We start from the raw sequence: 18609 nt of genomic DNA, 5'->3' as shown, positions 1-18609 counted from the left end.
TAGCGGGTGTTGAAGGTTAGGCGCAGATCTCGTAGCAAGGGATATACGCAGTGCCCGGTAACTTCATACGATGTTGTGCAACAAAGCCCTGCAGGAGATCGTCCATGCGGCGCATCATTTCGCGGTCACCGTGGATTTTGTACGGGCCAAACTCTTCAATAGCGCGGATCCCGACTTCCTTCACGTTACCTGCCACAATACCGGAGAATGCACGACGTAAATCGGCGGCCAATACTTCAACGGGTTGATCCGGGTACAGCTTCAGGTTGGCCATGTTTTCATGGGACGGCTCGAACGGCATCTGCAGATCGGGCGCGATACGAATCGACCAGTTAAAGCTGTAAGCATCTCCTGTGTCGCGACGGTTTTCTTTCACCAGCGGCATCGCTTTTTTCATCAGACGCGCCACTTCTGCCGCATCGTCAATGATAATGCGATAGTGGCGACGTGCATCTTCCCCTAGCGTGTGCACGATAAATTCGTCCAGCACGCGGAAGTAATCCGCACTCTCTTTTGGTCCGGTCAGGATCAGCGGTAGAACCTGATCTTTGTTGGCCGGATTCATCAGGATCCCCAGCAGATACAGCAGCTCTTCTGCTGTCCCTACGCCACCCGGGAAGATGATAATACCGTGAGCGATACGCACGAACGCTTCCAGACGTTTTTCAATGTCCGGCATGATGATCAGTTCGTTTACCAGCGGGTTAGGCGGTTCAGCGGCGATGATTGACGGTTCGGTCATGCCAATAAAGCGGCTGTCTTTGTATCGCTGCTGGGCGTGGCCGACCGCGGCGCCTTTCATTGGCGCTTCCATCGCCCCCGGACCGCAGCCGGTACAGATGTTCAGTTCGCGCAGACCCAGTTGGGTGCCGACGCGACGGGCATACAGGTACTCATTTTCGTTGATTGAGTGACCGCCCCAGCAGACGACCATGTTCGGCGCTTCACCGACGTGCAGCGCCCGGGCATTACGCAGGATCGAGAATACGAGGTTGGTAATATGCACCGAGCTTTCGAGATCCAGATGCTGAAAACGACCGGCGTTATGGATCTGGCCATTGACGAACAGAATGTCGCGCAGTACGGCAAACAGGTTAGCCTGTAGCGCACGAATAATGCGTCCATCAACAAATGCATCTTCAGGTGGGTTGATCAGTTCCAGCTTCACGCCTCGTTCGCGGCGCAGTACGTTAATATCGAAACTTTCAAAGCGGGACAGCAGTTCTTTACTGTTGTCGGTCAAACTGCCGGAGTTCAGAACGGCAAGCGAACAGTTACGAAACAGTTGATACAGGTCGCTGCTGGCCGTGCGTTTAAGCATATCGACTTCCAGCTGCGACAACATGTCCATTGAGCCAAGCGGGCTAATATGTGTAATCAAGTAAACTCCTTATGGGACGCAACACGTCATTCCCTATTGATTACAATAGCCCTGGCTTATGACCTTTCACAACCTTGCGCGCGGAATCCGGCACGCAAAATTGAGAAAAAAGATTACTGACGTACCAGACGACCGGTTGCCGGAGTGAAATCGGTGTTGGTGCGCCATGGGTTAATGTCCAGGCCGCCACGTCGCGTGTAGCGTGCATAGACGCTCAGTTTCTCTGGCTGGCAGAAGCGCAGAATGTCATTGAAAATACGTTCCACGCACTGCTCATGAAATTCATTATGGTGGCGGAAGGAGACCAGATAACGCAGCAGCTTCTCTCTGTCGATTTTCCGTCCACGATACTGAATTTGTATGGAGCCCCAGTCGGGCTGGTGGGTGATCAGACAGTTGGATTTCAGCAGGTGGCTGACCAGCGTCTCTTCGACTGCCTTTTCACTGCTCACGGCATTTTCCAGATACGCAGTGCTGAACTGATAGTTGTCGATGACGATATCCTGATTGTCGATACAGGTCCCATTAAAGTGGGCTATCGGCTGCCCTTCCAGTTCGTCAAGGCGGTACAGCGCCACGCTGACATCGCCCTGAGCGCAGGCGCGCAGATCGTTTTCCAGCGTCTGGCGTACCGCGTCCCAGGAATCAAAACGCGTCTGGTTAAAACTGTTCAGGTAAAGCTTAAAGCTTTTCGACTCAATCAGATTTACGCTGGTGTAATCCAGTTCCACGTGACCGACCGCGACTTGCGGTAAGCCGTTGGCATTCAGCCACGACAGTTCATACAGCGTCCAGATATCCGCACCGTGAAAAGGCAAGTTATCGGCCTTTAAATCCAGCGGGTCGCGATTCAGGCTGCGCGGAACGCCCTGCAACAGACTTGCATCGTAATTGTCTCGGTAATCCGTTGATTTACCGAGTGTCAGGCCGTTAAGCGCCTGATGATTTTCATAAGAGGACATGTTTCACCGTCATAAACCAGATACACTATGCGACAAGTGTATCCTGGCTTTTGTGAAGAGAGAAATCAGTGGACGAATTGACAGCGCAGGCGTTGATAGCCTTTACGACGCGTTATTGCGACGCATGGCATGAAAAAAACAACAGTTGGCCGCTCAGCGAAGAGCTGTATGGCGTACCTTCTCCGTGCATCATTTCTTCCACAGATGATGCCGTATTTTGGCAGCCTCAACCTTGTGTCGGCGAAAATAACCTCAATGCGGTTGAACGGGCCTTTGATATTGTGGTACAACCTGCCGTTCACGCTTTTTACACCACCCAGTTTGCTGGTGATATGCACGCGCAGTTTGCGGATGAAAAGCTCACGCTGCTGCAAACCTGGAGTGAAGATGACTTCAGGCGCGTTCAGGAAAACCTGATTGGTCATCTGGTTACGCAAAAGCGCCTCAAGCTATCACCTACGCTTTTTATTGCCACACAAGATAATGAGCTTGACGTCATTTCGGTGTGCAATCTGTCCGGTGAAGTGTGCAAAGAAACGCTGGGAACCCGTAAACGAACGGTGCTGGCGGCCTCACTTGCGGAATTCCTCACTCAACTTAAGCCAGTTCTGTAATCCAGTTTGCCCTGAACCTTGTGAGAGATCTCTTACAAACCCTGTAGGACATTGCCAGGTGATAAGTAAAGACTTAATGAATTGATAAAATAATAATTTATTATTATTCAATTGGTTAGTGTTTTATTGTCAACTTTCATACGAAAATAATCGTAAGGGTAAGCCTGTAAGCATCTTGTAAGACAAAGCGAAACAGGCGATTCTATATCTGTCGACAAGGAGTCGCACAACGAAGAGAACATCAGGATGATGGCTCTTCGCCAGGACACACCAGGACGGTGTTGCAAGGACAGGCTTCAGGACGAAGCAAAGAGGAAGACGCTGGATGCGTTAAAGGACACCTCCAGGATGGAGAATGAGAGCCGGTCAGGATGTTCGGCGGGTCTGGATGGCCAGGATACTTCAGGATGAAGTTTTCACATCGGGGTGATGTGAGCAGGATGCAAAAGTTCAGGATGAACACGGTCGCAAGACCACAGGAAAAGTTGTCACGGATGAGCAGGGAGCACTAAAAGTAGCTGGAATGCTGCGAAACGAACCGGGAGCACTGTTTTTACAGTGCTCCCTTTTTTTATTTCCCTTCACTAGTGCTATTCTTCGCGCCAGATTTTTTCATCATTGAGGTTAATTTCATGACGACTCATGACCGTGTGCGCCAGCAGTTACACGCACTTGAAGCGCTACTGCGTGAACATCATCACTGGCGGATGGATGAGCCAGCAGAGCATCTGTTTACCAGTACGCAGCCTTTTTGTATGGATACCATGGAGCCGGTCGAGTGGCTGCAGTGGGTGTTGATTCCCCGCATGCATACGTTGATTGATAACGCGCAGCCGCTTCCGCAAGCTTTTGCCGTCGCACCGTATTACGAAATGGCGCTGGCAGCCGATCACCCGCAACGCGACATTCTTCTGGCGGCATTGCAGGAGCTGGATGCGCTGTTTACAAGTGATAACGCCTGATGCTGGAAATTCTTTATCAGGACGAATGGCTGGTCGCCGTCAATAAACCTTCGGGCTGGTTGGTTCACCGCAGTTGGCTTGACCGGGATGAGAAAGTGGTGGTGATGCAAACGGTGCGCGACCAAATTGGTCAGCACGTATTTACCGCCCATCGTCTCGACAGACCAACCTCCGGCGTGCTGCTGATGGGACTGTCCGGCGAAGCCGGACGTTTGCTGTCCCAGCAGTTTGAACATCATCAAATTCAGAAACGCTATCATGCGATTGTGCGTGGCTGGCTGATGGATGATGCCGTGCTGGATTACCCGCTGGTCGAAGAGCTGGATAAGATTGCCGATAAGTTTGCACGCGATGATAAAGGCCCGCAGCCTGCTGTCACTCATTATCGTGGCCTGGCAACGGTAGAAATGCCGGTAGCGACCGGGCGTTATCCGACTACCCGTTACGGGCTGGTGGAGCTGGACCCTAAAACCGGTCGCAAGCACCAGCTCAGACGCCATCTGGCGCACTTGCGCCATCCGATTATCGGCGACAGCAAGCACGGTGATTTGCGGCAAAATCGCAGCGCCGCAGAGCATTTTGGTTGTCAGCGATTGATGCTGCATGCCAGCCAGCTTGCGCTGACCCATCCTTTCACCGGTGAACCGCTGGTTATTCGCGCCGGACTGGATGACGTCTGGATGCAGGCGTTATCACAGTTTGGCTGGCGTGGACTTCTCCCTGAGAATGAAAGGGTTGAGTTCAGCGGGCTGTCAGGTCAGGATGAGCAGATAGATTCTTAAGTCCCAGGAGATTACGGTTATGGCGGAAATTGGAATTTTTGTCGGCACGATGTACGGAAACGCGCTGCTGGTTGCCGAAGAGGCCGAAGCTATTTTGACGGCGCAGGGTCATAAAGCCACGGTGTTCGAAGATCCGGAGCTTAGCGACTGGCAGGCATATCAGGATAAATATGTGCTGGTAGTGACCTCAACGACCGGGCAGGGCGATCTGCCGGATAGCATCGTACCGCTGTTTCAGGGGATCAAAGATAATCTCGGTTTCCAGCCAAATCTGCATTACGGAGTCATTGCGCTGGGCGACAGTAGCTACGTTAATTTCTGCAATGGCGGCAAACAGTTCGATGCTTTGTTGCAGGAACAAAGCGCCCACCGCGTAGGGGAAATGCTGCTGATTGATGCCAGCGAGCATCCTGAACCGGAAAGTGAATCTAATCCGTGGGTAGAAAACTGGGGAACTTTGCTTAAATAACCCCCCGCCCGTACGGGCATGCACCCCTCATTTGAACCGTAGGCCGGGTCAGGCGAAGCCGCCACCCGGCAATAAAACCCCAATTACGTGAACTAACTTCCACAACTTTGGGCTTATGCCCCAAACAACTTCTCACTGCCTCCCTAATGTTGTGTTCATGCACGGTGAGGGTCAGTGGCACTCCTTCATATACTTTTCCCGTCAGTTCCCGGAATGGCAGCGAGTCAGAATAAAACGGCCCTGAGCTGTACCAACACTGCCACACACTAACCTCTCATTCTGATCACCCTACAGGTGCTGTACAGAATGAACTGGCGAAAGCCAGGATTCAGGAGTGCAACAATGAGTTCATTAAGTCAGGCGGCGAGCAGCGCGGAAAAACGCACTAACGCTCGCTACTGGATAGTGGTGATGCTGTTTATCGTCACATCCTTCAACTACGGTGATCGCGCCACCTTATCCATTGCCGGTTCGGAGATGGCCAAAGACATTGGTCTGGATGCGGTAGGGATGGGGTATGTATTCTCCGCTTTCTCATGGGCCTATGTTATCGGCCAGATCCCCGGCGGCTGGTTGCTCGACCGCTTTGGTTCAAAACGCGTTTATTTCTGGTCCATCTTTATTTGGTCCATGTTTACCCTGCTGCAGGGTTTTGTCGATATCTTCAGTGGTTTCGGCATTATCGTTGCGCTGTTTACCCTGCGTTTCCTCGTCGGTTTAGCTGAAGCGCCCTCCTTCCCCGGCAACAGTCGTATTGTGGCGGCGTGGTTCCCGGCACAGGAAAGGGGCACAGCGGTCGCTATCTTTAACTCTGCGCAATACTTTGCCACTGTTATCTTTGCGCCAATCATGGGTTGGCTGACCCACGAAGTGGGTTGGTCGCACGTGTTCTTCTTTATGGGCGGTCTTGGGATTGTTATCAGCTTCGTCTGGCTGAAGGTGATTCATGAACCTAACCAGCATCCAGGCGTAAACCAAAAAGAGCTGGAGTACATTGCCGAAGGTGGGGCGCTGATCAACATGGATCAGGCGGCAGCCAAAACAAAAGTGCCGTTTAGCGTGAAGTGGGGGCAAATCAAACAGCTGCTGGGTTCACGGATGATGATCGGGATTTACATCGGCCAATACTGCATTAACGCGCTGACCTACTTCTTTATCACCTGGTTCCCGGTTTATCTGGTGCAGGCTCGCGGTATGTCGATTTTGAAAGCCGGTTTTGTTGCTTCGGTTCCGGCCATTTGCGGATTCGCCGGCGGCGTGCTCGGCGGCATTATTTCCGACTGGCTGATGCGCCGTACCGGTTCGCTGAATATCGCCCGTAAAACGCCAATCGTCATGGGGATGCTGCTATCGATGGTGATGGTGTTCTGTAACTACGTCAACGTCGAGTGGATGATCATTGGCTTTATGGCGCTGGCCTTCTTCGGCAAAGGCATCGGCGCGCTGGGATGGGCGGTGATGGCTGATACCGCACCTAAAGAGATCAGCGGTCTGAGCGGCGGTTTGTTCAACATGTTTGGCAACATCTCCGGCATCGTCACGCCAATTGCTATCGGCTACATCGTCGGGACTACCGGCTCGTTTAACGGCGCGTTGATTTACGTCGGGGTACATGCGCTGATTGCGGTGGTGAGCTATCTGGTGCTGGTGGGCGATATTAAACGTATCGAACTGAAACCTGTCGCAGGACAATGATGATGACAACACAATCGAGTCCCGTTATTACCGATATGAAGGTCATCCCGGTGGCCGGTCATGACAGCATGCTGCTCAATATTGGCGGCGCGCATAACGCATACTTTACTCGTAATATCGTGGTGCTCACCGATAATGCCGGAAACACCGGTGTCGGTGAAGCGCCTGGTGGTGAAGTGATTTATCAGACGCTGGTGGATGCGATTCCGCAGGTGTTGGGCCAGGAAGTGGCGCGCCTGAATAAGGTGGTGCAGCAGGTGCATAAGGGCAACCAGGCCGCTGATTTTGACACCTTTGGCAAAGGCGCCTGGACCTTTGAACTACGGGTCAATGCGGTAGCGGCGCTGGAGGCCGCATTGCTCGACCTGCTGGGTAAGGCGCTGAACGTGCCGGTTTGTGAACTGTTAGGGCCGGGCAAGCAGCGCGATGCGGTCACCGTACTCGGTTATCTGTTCTACGTGGGCGATCGCACAAAGACCGATTTACCGTATCTGGAAAGCACGTCGGGAAACCATGAGTGGTATCACCTGCGTCATCAGCAAGCGATGAACAGTGAGGCAGTGGTACGTCTGGCTCAGGCTTCGCAGGATCGCTACGGCTTTAAAGATTTCAAACTCAAAGGTGGTGTACTGCCTGGTGAGCAGGAAATCGACACCGCTCGTGCGCTGAAAAAATGCTTCCCGGATGCGCGTATTACGGTTGATCCCAACGGTGCCTGGCTGCTGGATGAAGCCATCTCCCTGTGTAAAGGGCTGAACGATGTTCTGACCTACGCCGAAGATCCATGCGGCGCTGAACAGGGTTTTTCTGGCCGTGAAGTGATGGCCGAGTTCCGCCGTGCAACCGGTCTGCCGGTAGCAACGAACATGATAGCTACCAACTGGCGTGAAATGGGCCATGCGGTGATGCTGAATTCAGTAGATATTCCGCTGGCCGATCCGCACTTCTGGACCCTTTCTGGCGCGGTACGCGTGGCACAGTTATGCGATGACTGGGGCCTGACCTGGGGCTGCCATTCTAACAATCATTTTGATATTTCGCTGGCGATGTTTACCCACGTCGGTGCGGCTGCACCGGGTAATCCAACGGCTATTGATACCCACTGGATCTGGCAGGAGGGCGATTGCCGCCTGACCAAAAATCCGCTGGAGATTAAAAACGGAAAAATTGCGGTACCCGATGCGCCCGGTCTGGGCGTGGAACTGGACTGGGATCAGGTACAGAAAGCGCATGAAGCCTATAAGGCGCTGCCCGGCGGCGCGCGTAATGACGCAGGCCCAATGCAGTATCTGATCCCCGGATGGACTTTTGACCGTAAACGTCCCGTTTTCGGCCGCCACTAATTTTGAATAAGGACTTAATTATGAGCGCACAATTTTCTACCCCATTGGTTACCTCTATGCAGGTTATTCCGGTTGCGGGTCATGACAGCATGTTGATGAACCTGAGCGGCGCACATGCTCCGTTCTTCACGCGCAATATTGTGATTATTAAAGATAACTCCGGTCATACCGGCGTGGGTGAAATTCCCGGCGGCGAAAAAATCCGCAAAACTCTGGAAGATGCGATCCCGTTGGTGGTAGGTAAAACGTTAGGTGAATACAAAAACGTGCTGAATGCAGTACGCAATACTTTTGCCGATCGTGATGCGGGCGGTCGCGGTTTGCAGACCTTCGATTTACGTACCACTATTCATGTGGTTACTGGGATCGAAGCGGCCATGTTGGATCTGTTAGGTCAGCATCTGGGTGTAAACGTCGCCTCTTTGCTGGGGGATGGCCAGCAGCGTAGCGAAGTTGAAATGTTGGGTTATCTGTTCTTCGTGGGTAACCGTAAGGCAACGCCGCTGCCGTACCAGAGTCAGCCGGATGATAAATGCGACTGGTATCGTCTGCGTCATGAAGAAGCGATGACCCCGGATGCGGTAGTGCGCCTGGCGGAAGCCGCGTATGAGAAGTATGGTTTCAACGACTTTAAACTGAAAGGCGGCGTACTGGCCGGGGAAGAAGAAGCGGAATCTATTGTCGCGCTGGCGAAACGCTTTCCGCAGGCCCGCGTCACGCTGGATCCGAACGGCGCGTGGTCGCTAAATGAAGCGATTAAGATCGGCAAATATCTGAAGGGTTCTCTGGCCTATGCGGAAGATCCGTGCGGTGCCGAGCAGGGCTTCTCTGGTCGTGAAGTGATGGCGGAGTTCCGCCGCGCCACCGGTCTGCCGACCGCCACCAACATGATCGCCACCGACTGGCGTCAGATGGGGCATACGCTGTCGTTGCAGTCTGTGGATATCCCACTGGCGGACCCGCACTTCTGGACCATGCAGGGTTCTGTCCGTGTGGCGCAGATGTGCCATGAGTTCGGGCTGACCTGGGGATCGCACTCTAACAATCACTTTGATATTTCGCTGGCGATGTTTACGCATGTCGCGGCGGCGGCTCCGGGTAAAATAACCGCTATCGACACCCACTGGATCTGGCAGGAAGGCAACCAGCGCTTGACCAAAGAGCCGTTTGAAATCAAAGGCGGCATGGTGCAGGTTCCGGCAAAACCGGGTCTGGGCGTGGAGCTGGATATGGATCAGGTCATGAAAGCGCATGAACTGTACCAGCAACATGGACTGGGTGCGCGTGATGATGCGATGGGTATGCAGTATCTTATCCCGAACTGGACGTTTGATAATAAGCGTCCGTGCATGGTTCGCTAAGTGATCCAGGACCGCTCCTATAGAGTGAGCGGTTTTGCTCCTGGTGTATGCTTAACATAATCAACATGCGTAAGGATGCTTTATGAAAATAGTAATCGCACCCGATTCCTATAAGGAAAGTTTGAGTGCGCTTGAGGTGGCAACGGCTATAGAGCTGGGGTTTCGTGAGATCTGGCCCGATGCGGATTACGTGAAGATTCCGGTTGCAGATGGCGGTGAAGGAACGGTCGAAGCGATGGTTGCCGCAACGCAAGGTCACCTTGTGCATGTTGATGTTACCGGCCCTTTGGGCAACACAATTCAGGCATTTTATGGTTTATCTGGTGATGAGCGCTCGGCGTTTATCGAAATGGCGGCCGCCAGCGGGCTGGAACAGGTTCCTGTGGGGTTACGCGATCCGCTGAAAACGACATCCTGGGGAACCGGGGAGTTAATCCGTCATGCGCTGGACGCTGGCGTTGAGCATATCATCATTGGGATTGGCGGTAGCGCCACCAATGATGGCGGTGCCGGGATGGTGCAAGCGCTGGGAGCAAAACTGCTGGATGCGCAAAATAACGAAATTGCGCAAGGCGGAATCGGTCTGGAATCTCTGTCCCGGATTGATATTTCTCAGTTAGACAGCCGTCTTGCCGGGTGCCGTATAGAAGTTGCTTGCGATGTGACCAACCCGTTGACTGGAAAAGAGGGCGCATCTGCGGTTTTTGGTCCGCAAAAAGGGGCGACGCCGGAGATGATTACCCGCCTGGATCGGGCGCTCACGCACTATGCGCAACTCATTGCCCGCGATCTGGACGTCAACGTGCTGGATCTGGCCGGTGGTGGTGCGGCGGGTGGTATGGGGGCGGCACTGTATGCGTTTTGCGGCGCACAGTTACGCTGCGGTATTGAGATAGTGACCGATGCGTTACACCTTGATGCCTGCGTTGCGGATGCGGATTTAGTGGTCACAGGTGAAGGGCGCATTGATAGTCAGACCATTCACGGTAAGGTTCCTGTTGGCGTAGCGAAGGTCGCAAAGCGTTACAACAAGCCGGTTATCGGTATCGCAGGTAGCCTGACGGCGGATGTCGGTGTGGTCCACGAGCATGGGCTGGATGCGGTTTTCAGCGTCATCTACTCCATTTGTACCCTGGATGAGGCGCTGAAGAACGCGAGCGACAACGTACGAATGACGGCGCGAAACGTAGCCGCAACGCTCAAAGCAGGGCAGCAATTACGCTGAGTTGTAGGTCGTATAAGGCGGTCACGCCGGATTCGGCGATGTGCCCGATGCGCGACGCTTATCGGGCCTACGGTAAACAGCGAAACCTGTAGACCGGATAAGGCGTTTACGCCGCATCCGGCGAATATCACCCCAATATCCGTTTCGCTTCGCGCGCAACGTTGTCCATTTCATCCAGAAGCTCTAAAAATTCAGGTTCCAGCTCTTCTTCTTTGGTTCCACTGCGTAGCTGTTGTTCAATGAGCTGACACAGGTTTTTCATGCGGGGGACACCACTATAACCGCAACTGCCGTGCAGCTTGTGAATCATATCCACCAGCCCTTCGGGGTTCTCTCCGACCAGTTGCTCTTCGATTTTGTTACGCACCTCAGGCAGAAAATCGATCAGCATTTGCAGCATATCCCGCGCCAAATCGTTCTTACCCGCGGCTTGCCTTAATGCCAGTTGCCAGTCGAGCGTCGTGTTCGGATTGACGACTGGCTCAAGAGGTTCTGCGGTGAGTGCCCGCAGCGATGTGCTTGCGCCCGGTTTGTAACGTAACAGCAGATTATGCAGCTTATCTTCCTCGATAGGCTTCGCCAGGTAATCGTTCATCCCGGCGCTGAGCAGCTTCTCTTTCTGCCCGGCCATGGCGTGTGCGGTGACCGCAATGACTGGTGTCTGCTGTTGATGAGGAAGCTGGTGGATCAGTTCGCAGGCACGAATGCCGTCCATGTCTGGCATCTGAATATCCATCAGGATCAGGTCAAACGGCATTTGTCTGGCGCGATCCACCGCCTGATGCCCGCTGTCGCAAAGCACGACGTGCTGGACCTTATCTTCCAGCAATGCGCCAATCAGCTTGAGGTTCGCCGGGTTGTCGTCTACCGCCATGACGGTCATCGCAATTTTGCTTTCATCTAACAGCAGCGGATCCGCGCTGTGGTTTAGCTGACAATACTCTGTCAGCGCAGGCAGTAAGCGGGTTGAGGTGAGAGGTTTCAACAGACACGCCGCCGCGCCGCCCTGTTTCAATTTCTCTGCGTTAATTTGTGCATGACAAGGCAAGGCTAGCAACAGGAAGTCGGTCATCGCTGCTGCGCTCGCCAGCCGCTCATGCTGCATGGTGAGTGGTTCGCGCAAAGTGACCGGAATGCCCAGCAACAGAATGTCGTAGTGCTCCGCTGGCAACCCGGAGAACGAAGGGCTGTAAATCACCTCCAGCGGTGTTTCACTCAAGATATCTAACGTGCATTGTGCGGCGGTGGCGTTAGGTTCGACGTAGGCCAGTCGTTTACCGGCAAGACAGAGCGTGGTTGAGCGGTCAACGATAACGTTAGGGTTGAGATCGAGGCTGATATGGAACCAGAACGTGGAACCCCGATTAGGCTGGCTGTGGAAGGAGATATCTCCACCCATTTCGTTGACCAGTTTTTGCGTAATGACCAGACCTAGCCCGGTTCCGCCATGACGCCGGGAAATACTGGCATCCGCCTGACGGAAAGCCTGGAACAGGCGGGATTGATCGCGCTCAGGAATACCGATCCCGGTATCGCGGATTTGTACTTCAATTTGCACTTTCGTGTTACTAAGGGCTCGCTTCTCGACCAGAATGTCGATGTTGCCGCCCTCGGTAAATTTGATGGCGTTGCCGACCAGATTGGTGATCACCTGCTGTAAACGCAACGGGTCACCGATGACGTTGTCCGGTACGTCATTCTTAATATTCAGCGTCAGCTCAAGCCCTTTATCATGGGATGAATGCGCTAACAGCGTAACGACGTCATCCAGCGTGCTGCGCAGCGGGAACGGAATGCTTTCCAGAATCAGCTTGCCCGCCTCAAGTTTGGAGAAGTCGAGTACATCATTGATGATGGCCAGCAGATTGTTAGCCGAGCGTTCAATGGTATTCAGGTGATCGCGCTGTGTGGTGTTGAGCTCGGTTTTTAGCGTCAGACGGGTGAAGCCAATCACGCCATTCAGCGGTGTTCGCAGCTCGTGGGACATGTTTGCCAGAAACTCAGACTTAATACGTGCCGCTTCCTGGGCGCGTTTCTTCGCCAGATCCAGCTCGACGTTCTGGATTTCCATCTGCTCCAGCGTTTCGCGCAGGTCAGAGGTGGCCTGATCGATGTTGTGCTGCATCTCTTCATGGTAGGCCGCGAGAGACATGGCCATCGAGTTGATGCCATTTTTAAGCATATCCAGCTCGCCCAGCATGAAACCTTCCACGCGGCTGTCGAGCTGTCCTCTACGTATTCGGTCAACGGTATTCACCATATTGCGAATCGGGCCGGTCACGTCGCGCATTAGACGCCAGCCGAAAATTAACGCAATACCAATACAAAACAGCATCATTACGCTGGAGATAAAGATCTCTTTGTACTGCTGCAATCGTACGGACTTAAGGTCCAGCTCAAGCGCCACATACCCCAGCATATTTTTGGTGTTTTTGGCGTCGCTTACTGCGGATTCATCCGGTGAATAGCTTTCCGATATAATAGGGGTTCGCAGGATCATGATATCCCCGTGCCGGGTGACGCTCAGCTTTCGGGGAAACGGTGAACCTGTCGCCAACTGCATTTCAGACGGATCGAGATGAAAATTAGAGGTGACGAACAGTCGGTTATTTTCGTCATAAACAGAAATTGCCCGCACGATATCGGAATGGCGACGATGCAGCACGCTGATAAGCTGGCCGATGGATTCCCTGTTTTGCAGGTTCATGCCATATTCGCTGGAGACCGCGAGTGGTTCAATGATGCTGGCACCAGCATCTTCCAGTTGACGCTGCAAGTCGTTATAGCGATGCACAACAAAAAAGATACTGAGCAACAAACCTATCAGGACGGTCGGGGCCAGGATCAGAATCATCATGCGTGCGCGCAGGCTGTAGTTGGTCATGGAGTTCCGTTATGGGACAATTAGGGTCACACTGTTAAATAGAGAAATATCTCGTCGATGGCGCAATTCTACTCTGCAAAACGACGCGTGACGACGCGTCAGATCATAACCGTTACCGTCAATGACCTCGATCCTTTTGGTCAGGGCGTCGCTCGCCATAACGGAAAGGCGTTGTTTATACCGGAATTGCTACCCCAGGAAAGCGCCGAGGTGGTGATTACCGAAGATAAAAAACAGTTTGCCCGCGCGCAAGTAAAACGACGTTTAAACGACAGCCCACAGCGTGAAGTGCCACGTTGCCCGCATTTTGGCGTGTGCGGCGGTTGCCAGCAGCAGCATGCCAGCATCTCATTGCAGCAGCGTAGCAAAAGCGCAGCGTTGTCGCGTTTAATGAAATGTGAGGTGTCGGATGTTATAGCTGATGCGCCGTGGGGCTATCGTCGTCGCGCACGTTTGAGTCTGAACTATCGGCCAAAAGAACAAAAATTGCAGATGGGGTTTCGCAAATCCGGTTCCAGCGACATTATCGATGTCAAACAATGCCCTATTTTGGTGCCCCAGCTTGAGGCGTTATTGCCCCATCTCAGAGCGTGTCTGGAAAGTCTGCAAGGGTTACGCCATCTTGGCCATGTCGAACTGGTGCAGGCGGGAAGCGGAACCCTGATGATTTTGCGCCACACGGCGCCATTGAGTGCTGCGGATAAAGAAAAACTGGAATGCTTTTCGCATTCTCAGGGGCTGTCTTTGTTTCTGGCCCCGCAAAGCGAGATACTGGAATCAATATCAGAAGAATCGCCCTGGTATGATTCAAATGGACTACGGTTAACCTTCAGCCCGCGCGATTTTATTCAGGTCAATGAAGGGGTAAACCAACAAATGGTCGCCCGTGCGCTGGAATGGCTGGATGTGCAACCTGAAGATCGTGTACTCGATCTGTTCTGTGGCATGGGAAATTTTACCCTACCGCTGGCAACTCGGGCAGCAAGCGTGGTTGGCGTGGAAGGTGTTCCGGCGTTGGTGGAAAAAGGCCGAGAAAACGCGCTGAATAACGGATTACACAATGTGACATTCTTTCATGAAAACCTTGAGGAAGATGTTACCCGACAGCCGTGGGCGAAAAACGGATTTGACAAAGTATTGCTCGATCCTGCGCGTGCGGGGGCTGCAGGTGTGATGCAACATATTATAAAATTAGAACCTATACGCGTTGTTTATGTATCCTGTAACCCAGCAACGCTGGCTCGTGACAGCGATGCTTTGCTCAACGCTGGATACGCCATACGGCGACTGGCGATGCTCGATATGTTTCCGCACACTGGACACCTGGAATCAATGGTCCTGTTTGAGCGTTTGTAATGAATTTTGTACCCATTGGATTTCGGGTTGTAATGCAGCATGAAAGACAATGGGTAGGGCTTGTCGACTTCGACAGGCCTGGCCCCTTAAGGAGAGGACAATGGTTGCGGTAAGAAGTGCACATATAAATAAAGCTGGTGAGTTTGATCCAAAGAAATGGATCGCGAGTCTGGGGATCTCCAGCCAGCAGTCGTGTGAACGCTTAGCCGAAACCTGGGCGTACTGCCTCCAGCAGACACAGGGGCATCCGGATGCGGATCTGCTGCTGTGGCGTGGCGTGGAGATGGTAGAAATTCTCTCCATGTTGAGCATGGATATCGACACGCTGCGTGCAGCAATGCTGTTCCCTCTGGCTGATGCCAACGTGGTCAGTGAAGACATCCTGCGCGAGAGCGTGGGCAAATCCATTGTTCATCTTATCCACGGTGTGCGTGATATGGCGGCGATACGCCAGCTTAAAGCCACGCATACCGATTCAGTTTCTTCCGAGCAGGTCGATAACGTCCGTCGCATGCTGCTGGCAATGGTGGATGACTTCCGCTGTGTGGTCATCAAGCTGGCAGAGCGGATTGCCCATCTGCGTGAAGTGAAAGATGCGCCGGAAGATGAACGCGTTCTGGCGGCAAAAGAGTGCACCAATATCTATGCACCGCTGGCCAACCGTTTGGGAATCGGACAATTAAAATGGGAGCTGGAAGATTATTGCTTCCGTTATCTGCACCCGGCTGAATACAAACGCATAGCCAAGCTGCTGCATGAACGTCGTATCGACAGGGAACATTACATTGATGAGTTCGTCGGTCATTTGCGCTCAGAGATGAAAACGGAAGGCGTCAAAGCCGAAGTGTATGGACGTCCGAAGCATATCTACAGCATCTGGCGCAAAATGCAGAAAAAGCAGTTGGCCTTCGATGAACTGTTCGATGTACGCGCAGTGCGTATCGTGGCAGAGCGTTTACAGGACTGCTATGCCGCACTCGGGATAGTACATACTCACTATCGCCATCTGCCGGATGAGTTCGATGATTACGTTGCTAATCCGAAACCCAATGGCTACCAGTCAATCCATACGGTTGTACTGGGGCCGGGCGGGAAAACCATCGAAATTCAGATCCGTACCAAACAGATGCACGAAGATGCCGAACTGGGCGTCGCGGCGCACTGGAAGTACAAGGAGGGCACCGCTTCAGGCGCGGCGCGTTCTGGTCATGAAGATCGCATTGCGTGGCTGCGTAAGCTGATTGCCTGGCAGGAAGAGATGGCGGATTCCGGTGAAATGCTGGATGAAGTCCGTAGCCAGGTCTTTGATGACCGCGTGTACGTCTTTACGCCAAAAGGGGACGTTGTAGACTTACCTGCGGGCTCCACGCCGCTCGATTTTGCTTACCACATTCATAGCGATGTGGGGCATCGATGCATTGGCGCGAAAATTGGTGGGCGCATCGTACCGTTTACCTACCAGCTGCAGATGGGCGATCAAATTGAAATTATCACCCAGAAACAGCCAAACCCAAGCCGCGACTGGCTGAATCCTAACCTTGGCTACGTAACCACCAGTCGTGGGCGTTCGAAGATCCACGCCTGGTTCCGTAAACAGGATCGCGATAAGAACATCCTTGCTGGTCGCCAGATCCTCGACGATGAGCTGGCGCATTTAGGTATCAGCCTGAAAGAGGCGGAAAAACACCTGCTACCGCGCTACAGCTTCAATGAGCTGGACGAGTTGCTGGCGGCGATTGGCGGAGGAGACATCCGCCTCAACCAAATGGTGAACTTCCTGCAGGCGCAGTTTAATAAGCCAAGCGCTGCCGAACAGGATGCCGCCGCGCTGAAACAGCTTCAGCAGAAAACGCAGGCACCGCAGAGCCGTCGTAAAGACGACGGTCGTGTGGTGGTGGAAGGGGTAGGTAACCTGATGCACCACATCGCCCGCTGCTGCCAGCCGATTCCAGGCGATGAGATTGTCGGGTTTATTACCCAGGGACGCGGTATTTCCGTGCACCGGGCGGATTGTGAACAGCTGGCTGAGCTGCGCTCCCATGCGCCGGAACGTATTGTTGATGCAGTCTGGGGCGAAAGCTACTCGGCAGGGTATTCGCTGGTGGTTCGCGTCCAGGCCAACGATCGCAGCGGCTTGTTACGTGATATCACCACGATTCTCGCCAACGAGAAGGTGAACGTGCTGGGAGTTGCCAGCCGAAGTGATACCAAACAACAGCTGGCCACCATCGATATGACCATCGAAATTTATAACCTGCAGGTGCTCGGGCGCGTGCTCGGCAAGCTGAACCAGGTACCGGATGTGATCGACGCACGTCGCTTGCACGGTAATTAATTATTTTGTAGACCGGATAACCTTGTAGGCCTGATAAGACGCGTTAGCGTTGCCATCAGGCATTGCTATGTTGCCGGATGTCGGTTGTCGCCTTATTCGGTCTACTGTATTGAAATTTCAGGACATTCCAATGAATCAAATCGACCGACTGCTCGGTATTATGCAGCGCCTGCGCGACCCGGAGAACGGCTGTCCGTGGGACAAAGAGCAGACATTCTCCACTATTGCCCCTTACACCCTCGAAGAAACCTATGAAGTGCTGGACGCGATTGCGCGTGAAGACTTTGACGACCTGCGCGGAGAGCTGGGCGACCTGCTGTTCCAGGTGGTGTTTTACGCCCAGATGGCGCAGGAAGAAGGACGCTTCAACTTTGATGATATTTGTGCTGCGATTAGCGATAAGCTTGAACGCCGTCATCCACATGTTTTTGCTGATGTTTCTGCCAGTAACAGTACTGAGGTTTTGACCCGTTGGGAAAAAATCAAAAGTGAAGAACGTGCCCAGAAGGCACAGCATTCCGCACTCGACGATATTCCCCGCAGTTTACCGGCATTAATGCGCGCCCAAAAAATCCAGAAACGCTGCTCAAATGTTGGTTTCGACTGGAAAACATTAGGACCGGTTGTCGACAAGGTTTACGAAGAGATCGACGAAGTCATGTTTGAGGCTAAGCAGGCTGTTGTCGACCAGGCTAAACTGGAGGAGGAAATGGGCGATCTGCTGTTTGCTACGGTTAATATGGCCCGGCATTTAGGCACTAAAGCAGAGACCGCATTGCAGAAAGCGAACGAGAAGTTTGAGCGGCGTTTTCGTGAAGTTGAGCGAATTGTGGCTTCGCGCGGTCTGGAAATGACTGGTGTTGATCTGGAAACTATGGAAGAAGTCTGGCAACAGGTAAAACGGCAGGAAATTGATCTCTAAGGGATTTCGTCGGTCAAGGGCGATTTGTGTGATTTTTTAAATAACAAGCGCTTGATTTACGTCAAAAACATTTACCCAAAAGAGGCTATTTTCTCTTCCCGTTATGTTGATGAAACACCTTGTATACTGCCTCTTCGAGTTATTCGAGTCGCAACAAGGCGGCGACTGAAAGAATCCCCAGGAACATAGAAATGCTATGTGACTGGGGTGAGTGAAGGAAGCCAACACCGGTGCGGCTTGAAGAACGAAGGAGAGGGGATAATGAAAGTTTGTGGCGCTCGTCATGTTCGGGTATACTACTTTCCCGTCTTGGTAATT

14 protein-coding genes are annotated in these 18609 nt (G+C 52.9%); 11 read left to right on the top strand and 3 right to left on the bottom strand.

Annotation, left to right across the window (positions count from 1 at the left end; translation table 11 throughout):
* Positions 1–16 precede the first annotated feature (16 nt).
* Together ppnN and queF are read right to left on the bottom strand one after the other, a co-directional pair.
* Positions 17–1381, bottom strand: coding sequence for a nucleotide 5'-monophosphate nucleosidase PpnN (gene ppnN / locus OGY17_RS07040; RefSeq protein WP_003034076.1), 1365 nt, complete (start codon positions 1379–1381; stop codon positions 17–19).
* Between the two features lie 113 nt (positions 1382–1494).
* Complete coding sequence (gene queF / locus OGY17_RS07035) at positions 1495–2343, bottom strand: NADPH-dependent 7-cyano-7-deazaguanine reductase QueF (RefSeq protein WP_149607747.1); 849 nt, start codon at positions 2341–2343, stop codon at positions 1495–1497.
* A gap of 68 nt (positions 2344–2411) precedes the next feature.
* On the opposite strand from queF, the gene syd reads away from it, so the two are divergent.
* From syd to OGY17_RS06995, 8 genes are all read left to right on the top strand, one after another.
* Positions 2412–2957, top strand: coding sequence for a SecY-interacting protein (gene syd / locus OGY17_RS07030; protein WP_048225351.1), 546 nt, complete (start codon positions 2412–2414; stop codon positions 2955–2957).
* Positions 2958–3589: 632 nt separating this feature from the next.
* Positions 3590–3919, top strand: coding sequence for a YqcC family protein (locus OGY17_RS07025; RefSeq protein ID WP_003825670.1), 330 nt, complete (start codon positions 3590–3592; stop codon positions 3917–3919).
* Entirely contained in the window at positions 3919–4701 is a 783-nt protein-coding gene (gene truC, locus OGY17_RS07020) for a tRNA pseudouridine(65) synthase TruC (protein ID WP_286606744.1), read from the top strand. Before OGY17_RS07025 ends, truC begins: the two co-directional genes overlap by 1 nt.
* A gap of 19 nt (positions 4702–4720) precedes the next feature.
* Positions 4721–5170, top strand: coding sequence for a flavodoxin (locus tag OGY17_RS07015; protein WP_008785690.1), 450 nt, complete (start codon positions 4721–4723; stop codon positions 5168–5170).
* A 342-nt stretch (positions 5171–5512) separates the two neighbouring features.
* Entirely contained in the window at positions 5513–6865 is a 1353-nt protein-coding gene (gene gudP, locus OGY17_RS07010; protein WP_008785689.1) for a galactarate/glucarate/glycerate transporter GudP, read from the top strand.
* Between the two features lie 2 nt (positions 6866–6867).
* Positions 6868–8208, top strand: coding sequence for an enolase C-terminal domain-like protein (locus OGY17_RS07005; RefSeq protein ID WP_008785688.1), 1341 nt, complete (start codon positions 6868–6870; stop codon positions 8206–8208).
* A 20-nt stretch (positions 8209–8228) separates the two neighbouring features.
* Positions 8229–9569 (top strand): glucarate dehydratase, encoded by a 1341-nt coding sequence (gene gudD, locus OGY17_RS07000; RefSeq protein ID WP_008785687.1) that lies wholly within the window; start codon positions 8229–8231, stop codon positions 9567–9569.
* 82 nt (positions 9570–9651) lie between these two features.
* Entirely contained in the window at positions 9652–10794 is a 1143-nt protein-coding gene (locus tag OGY17_RS06995; RefSeq protein WP_008785686.1) for a glycerate kinase, read from the top strand.
* Between the two features lie 127 nt (positions 10795–10921).
* On the opposite strand, the gene barA is transcribed toward OGY17_RS06995, so the two are convergent.
* The gene (barA, locus tag OGY17_RS06990) at positions 10922–13678 is read right to left on the bottom strand and encodes a two-component sensor histidine kinase BarA (protein ID WP_008785685.1); all 2757 of its coding nucleotides are present in this window, start codon (positions 13676–13678) and stop codon (positions 10922–10924) included.
* Positions 13679–13735: 57 nt separating this feature from the next.
* Between barA and rlmD the strand changes: the two genes are divergently transcribed.
* The 3 genes from rlmD to mazG all read left to right on the top strand — a co-directional run bounded on the left by rlmD (position 13736) and on the right by mazG (position 18291).
* On the top strand, positions 13736–15034 hold the full coding sequence (gene rlmD / locus OGY17_RS06985) for a 23S rRNA (uracil(1939)-C(5))-methyltransferase RlmD (RefSeq protein WP_008785684.1): 1299 nt from the start codon (positions 13736–13738) through the stop codon (positions 15032–15034).
* A gap of 100 nt (positions 15035–15134) precedes the next feature.
* Complete coding sequence (gene relA / locus OGY17_RS06980; RefSeq protein ID WP_003825690.1) at positions 15135–17369, top strand: GTP diphosphokinase; 2235 nt, start codon at positions 15135–15137, stop codon at positions 17367–17369.
* A gap of 130 nt (positions 17370–17499) precedes the next feature.
* Positions 17500–18291: a nucleoside triphosphate pyrophosphohydrolase gene (mazG, locus tag OGY17_RS06975; RefSeq protein ID WP_003825693.1), complete on the top strand. Its 792-nt coding sequence runs from the start codon at positions 17500–17502 to the stop codon at positions 18289–18291.
* The last annotated feature ends 318 nt before the right edge of the window (positions 18292–18609 follow it).

This window comes from Citrobacter sp. Cpo126 (assembly GCF_030332445.1).
Lineage (GTDB): Bacteria > Pseudomonadota > Gammaproteobacteria > Enterobacterales > Enterobacteriaceae > Citrobacter > Citrobacter portucalensis.
Note: the sequence above shows the minus strand (reverse complement) of the source record. Positions and strands in the feature narration are given on the sequence as shown.

What these genes read in the sequence shown, in the direction of transcription:
- queF (WP_149607747.1), bottom strand. Translation starts at nt 2,343, where the DNA reads ATGTCCTCTTATGAAAATCATCAGGCGCTTAACGGCCTGACACTCGGT.
- OGY17_RS07025 (WP_003825670.1), top strand. Translation starts at nt 3,590, where the DNA reads ATGACGACTCATGACCGTGTGCGCCAGCAGTTACACGCACTTGAAGCG.
- truC (WP_286606744.1), top strand. Translation starts at nt 3,919, where the DNA reads ATGCTGGAAATTCTTTATCAGGACGAATGGCTGGTCGCCGTCAATAAA.
- OGY17_RS07015 (WP_008785690.1), top strand. Translation starts at nt 4,721, where the DNA reads ATGGCGGAAATTGGAATTTTTGTCGGCACGATGTACGGAAACGCGCTG.
- gudP (WP_008785689.1), top strand. Translation starts at nt 5,513, where the DNA reads ATGAGTTCATTAAGTCAGGCGGCGAGCAGCGCGGAAAAACGCACTAAC.
- OGY17_RS07005 (WP_008785688.1), top strand. Translation starts at nt 6,868, where the DNA reads ATGACAACACAATCGAGTCCCGTTATTACCGATATGAAGGTCATCCCG.
- gudD (WP_008785687.1), top strand. Translation starts at nt 8,229, where the DNA reads ATGAGCGCACAATTTTCTACCCCATTGGTTACCTCTATGCAGGTTATT.
- OGY17_RS06995 (WP_008785686.1), top strand. Translation starts at nt 9,652, where the DNA reads ATGAAAATAGTAATCGCACCCGATTCCTATAAGGAAAGTTTGAGTGCG.
- barA (WP_008785685.1), bottom strand. Translation starts at nt 13,678, where the DNA reads ATGACCAACTACAGCCTGCGCGCACGCATGATGATTCTGATCCTGGCC.
- rlmD (WP_008785684.1), top strand. Translation starts at nt 13,736, where the DNA reads ATGGCGCAATTCTACTCTGCAAAACGACGCGTGACGACGCGTCAGATC.
- relA (WP_003825690.1), top strand. Translation starts at nt 15,135, where the DNA reads ATGGTTGCGGTAAGAAGTGCACATATAAATAAAGCTGGTGAGTTTGAT.
- mazG (WP_003825693.1), top strand. Translation starts at nt 17,500, where the DNA reads ATGAATCAAATCGACCGACTGCTCGGTATTATGCAGCGCCTGCGCGAC.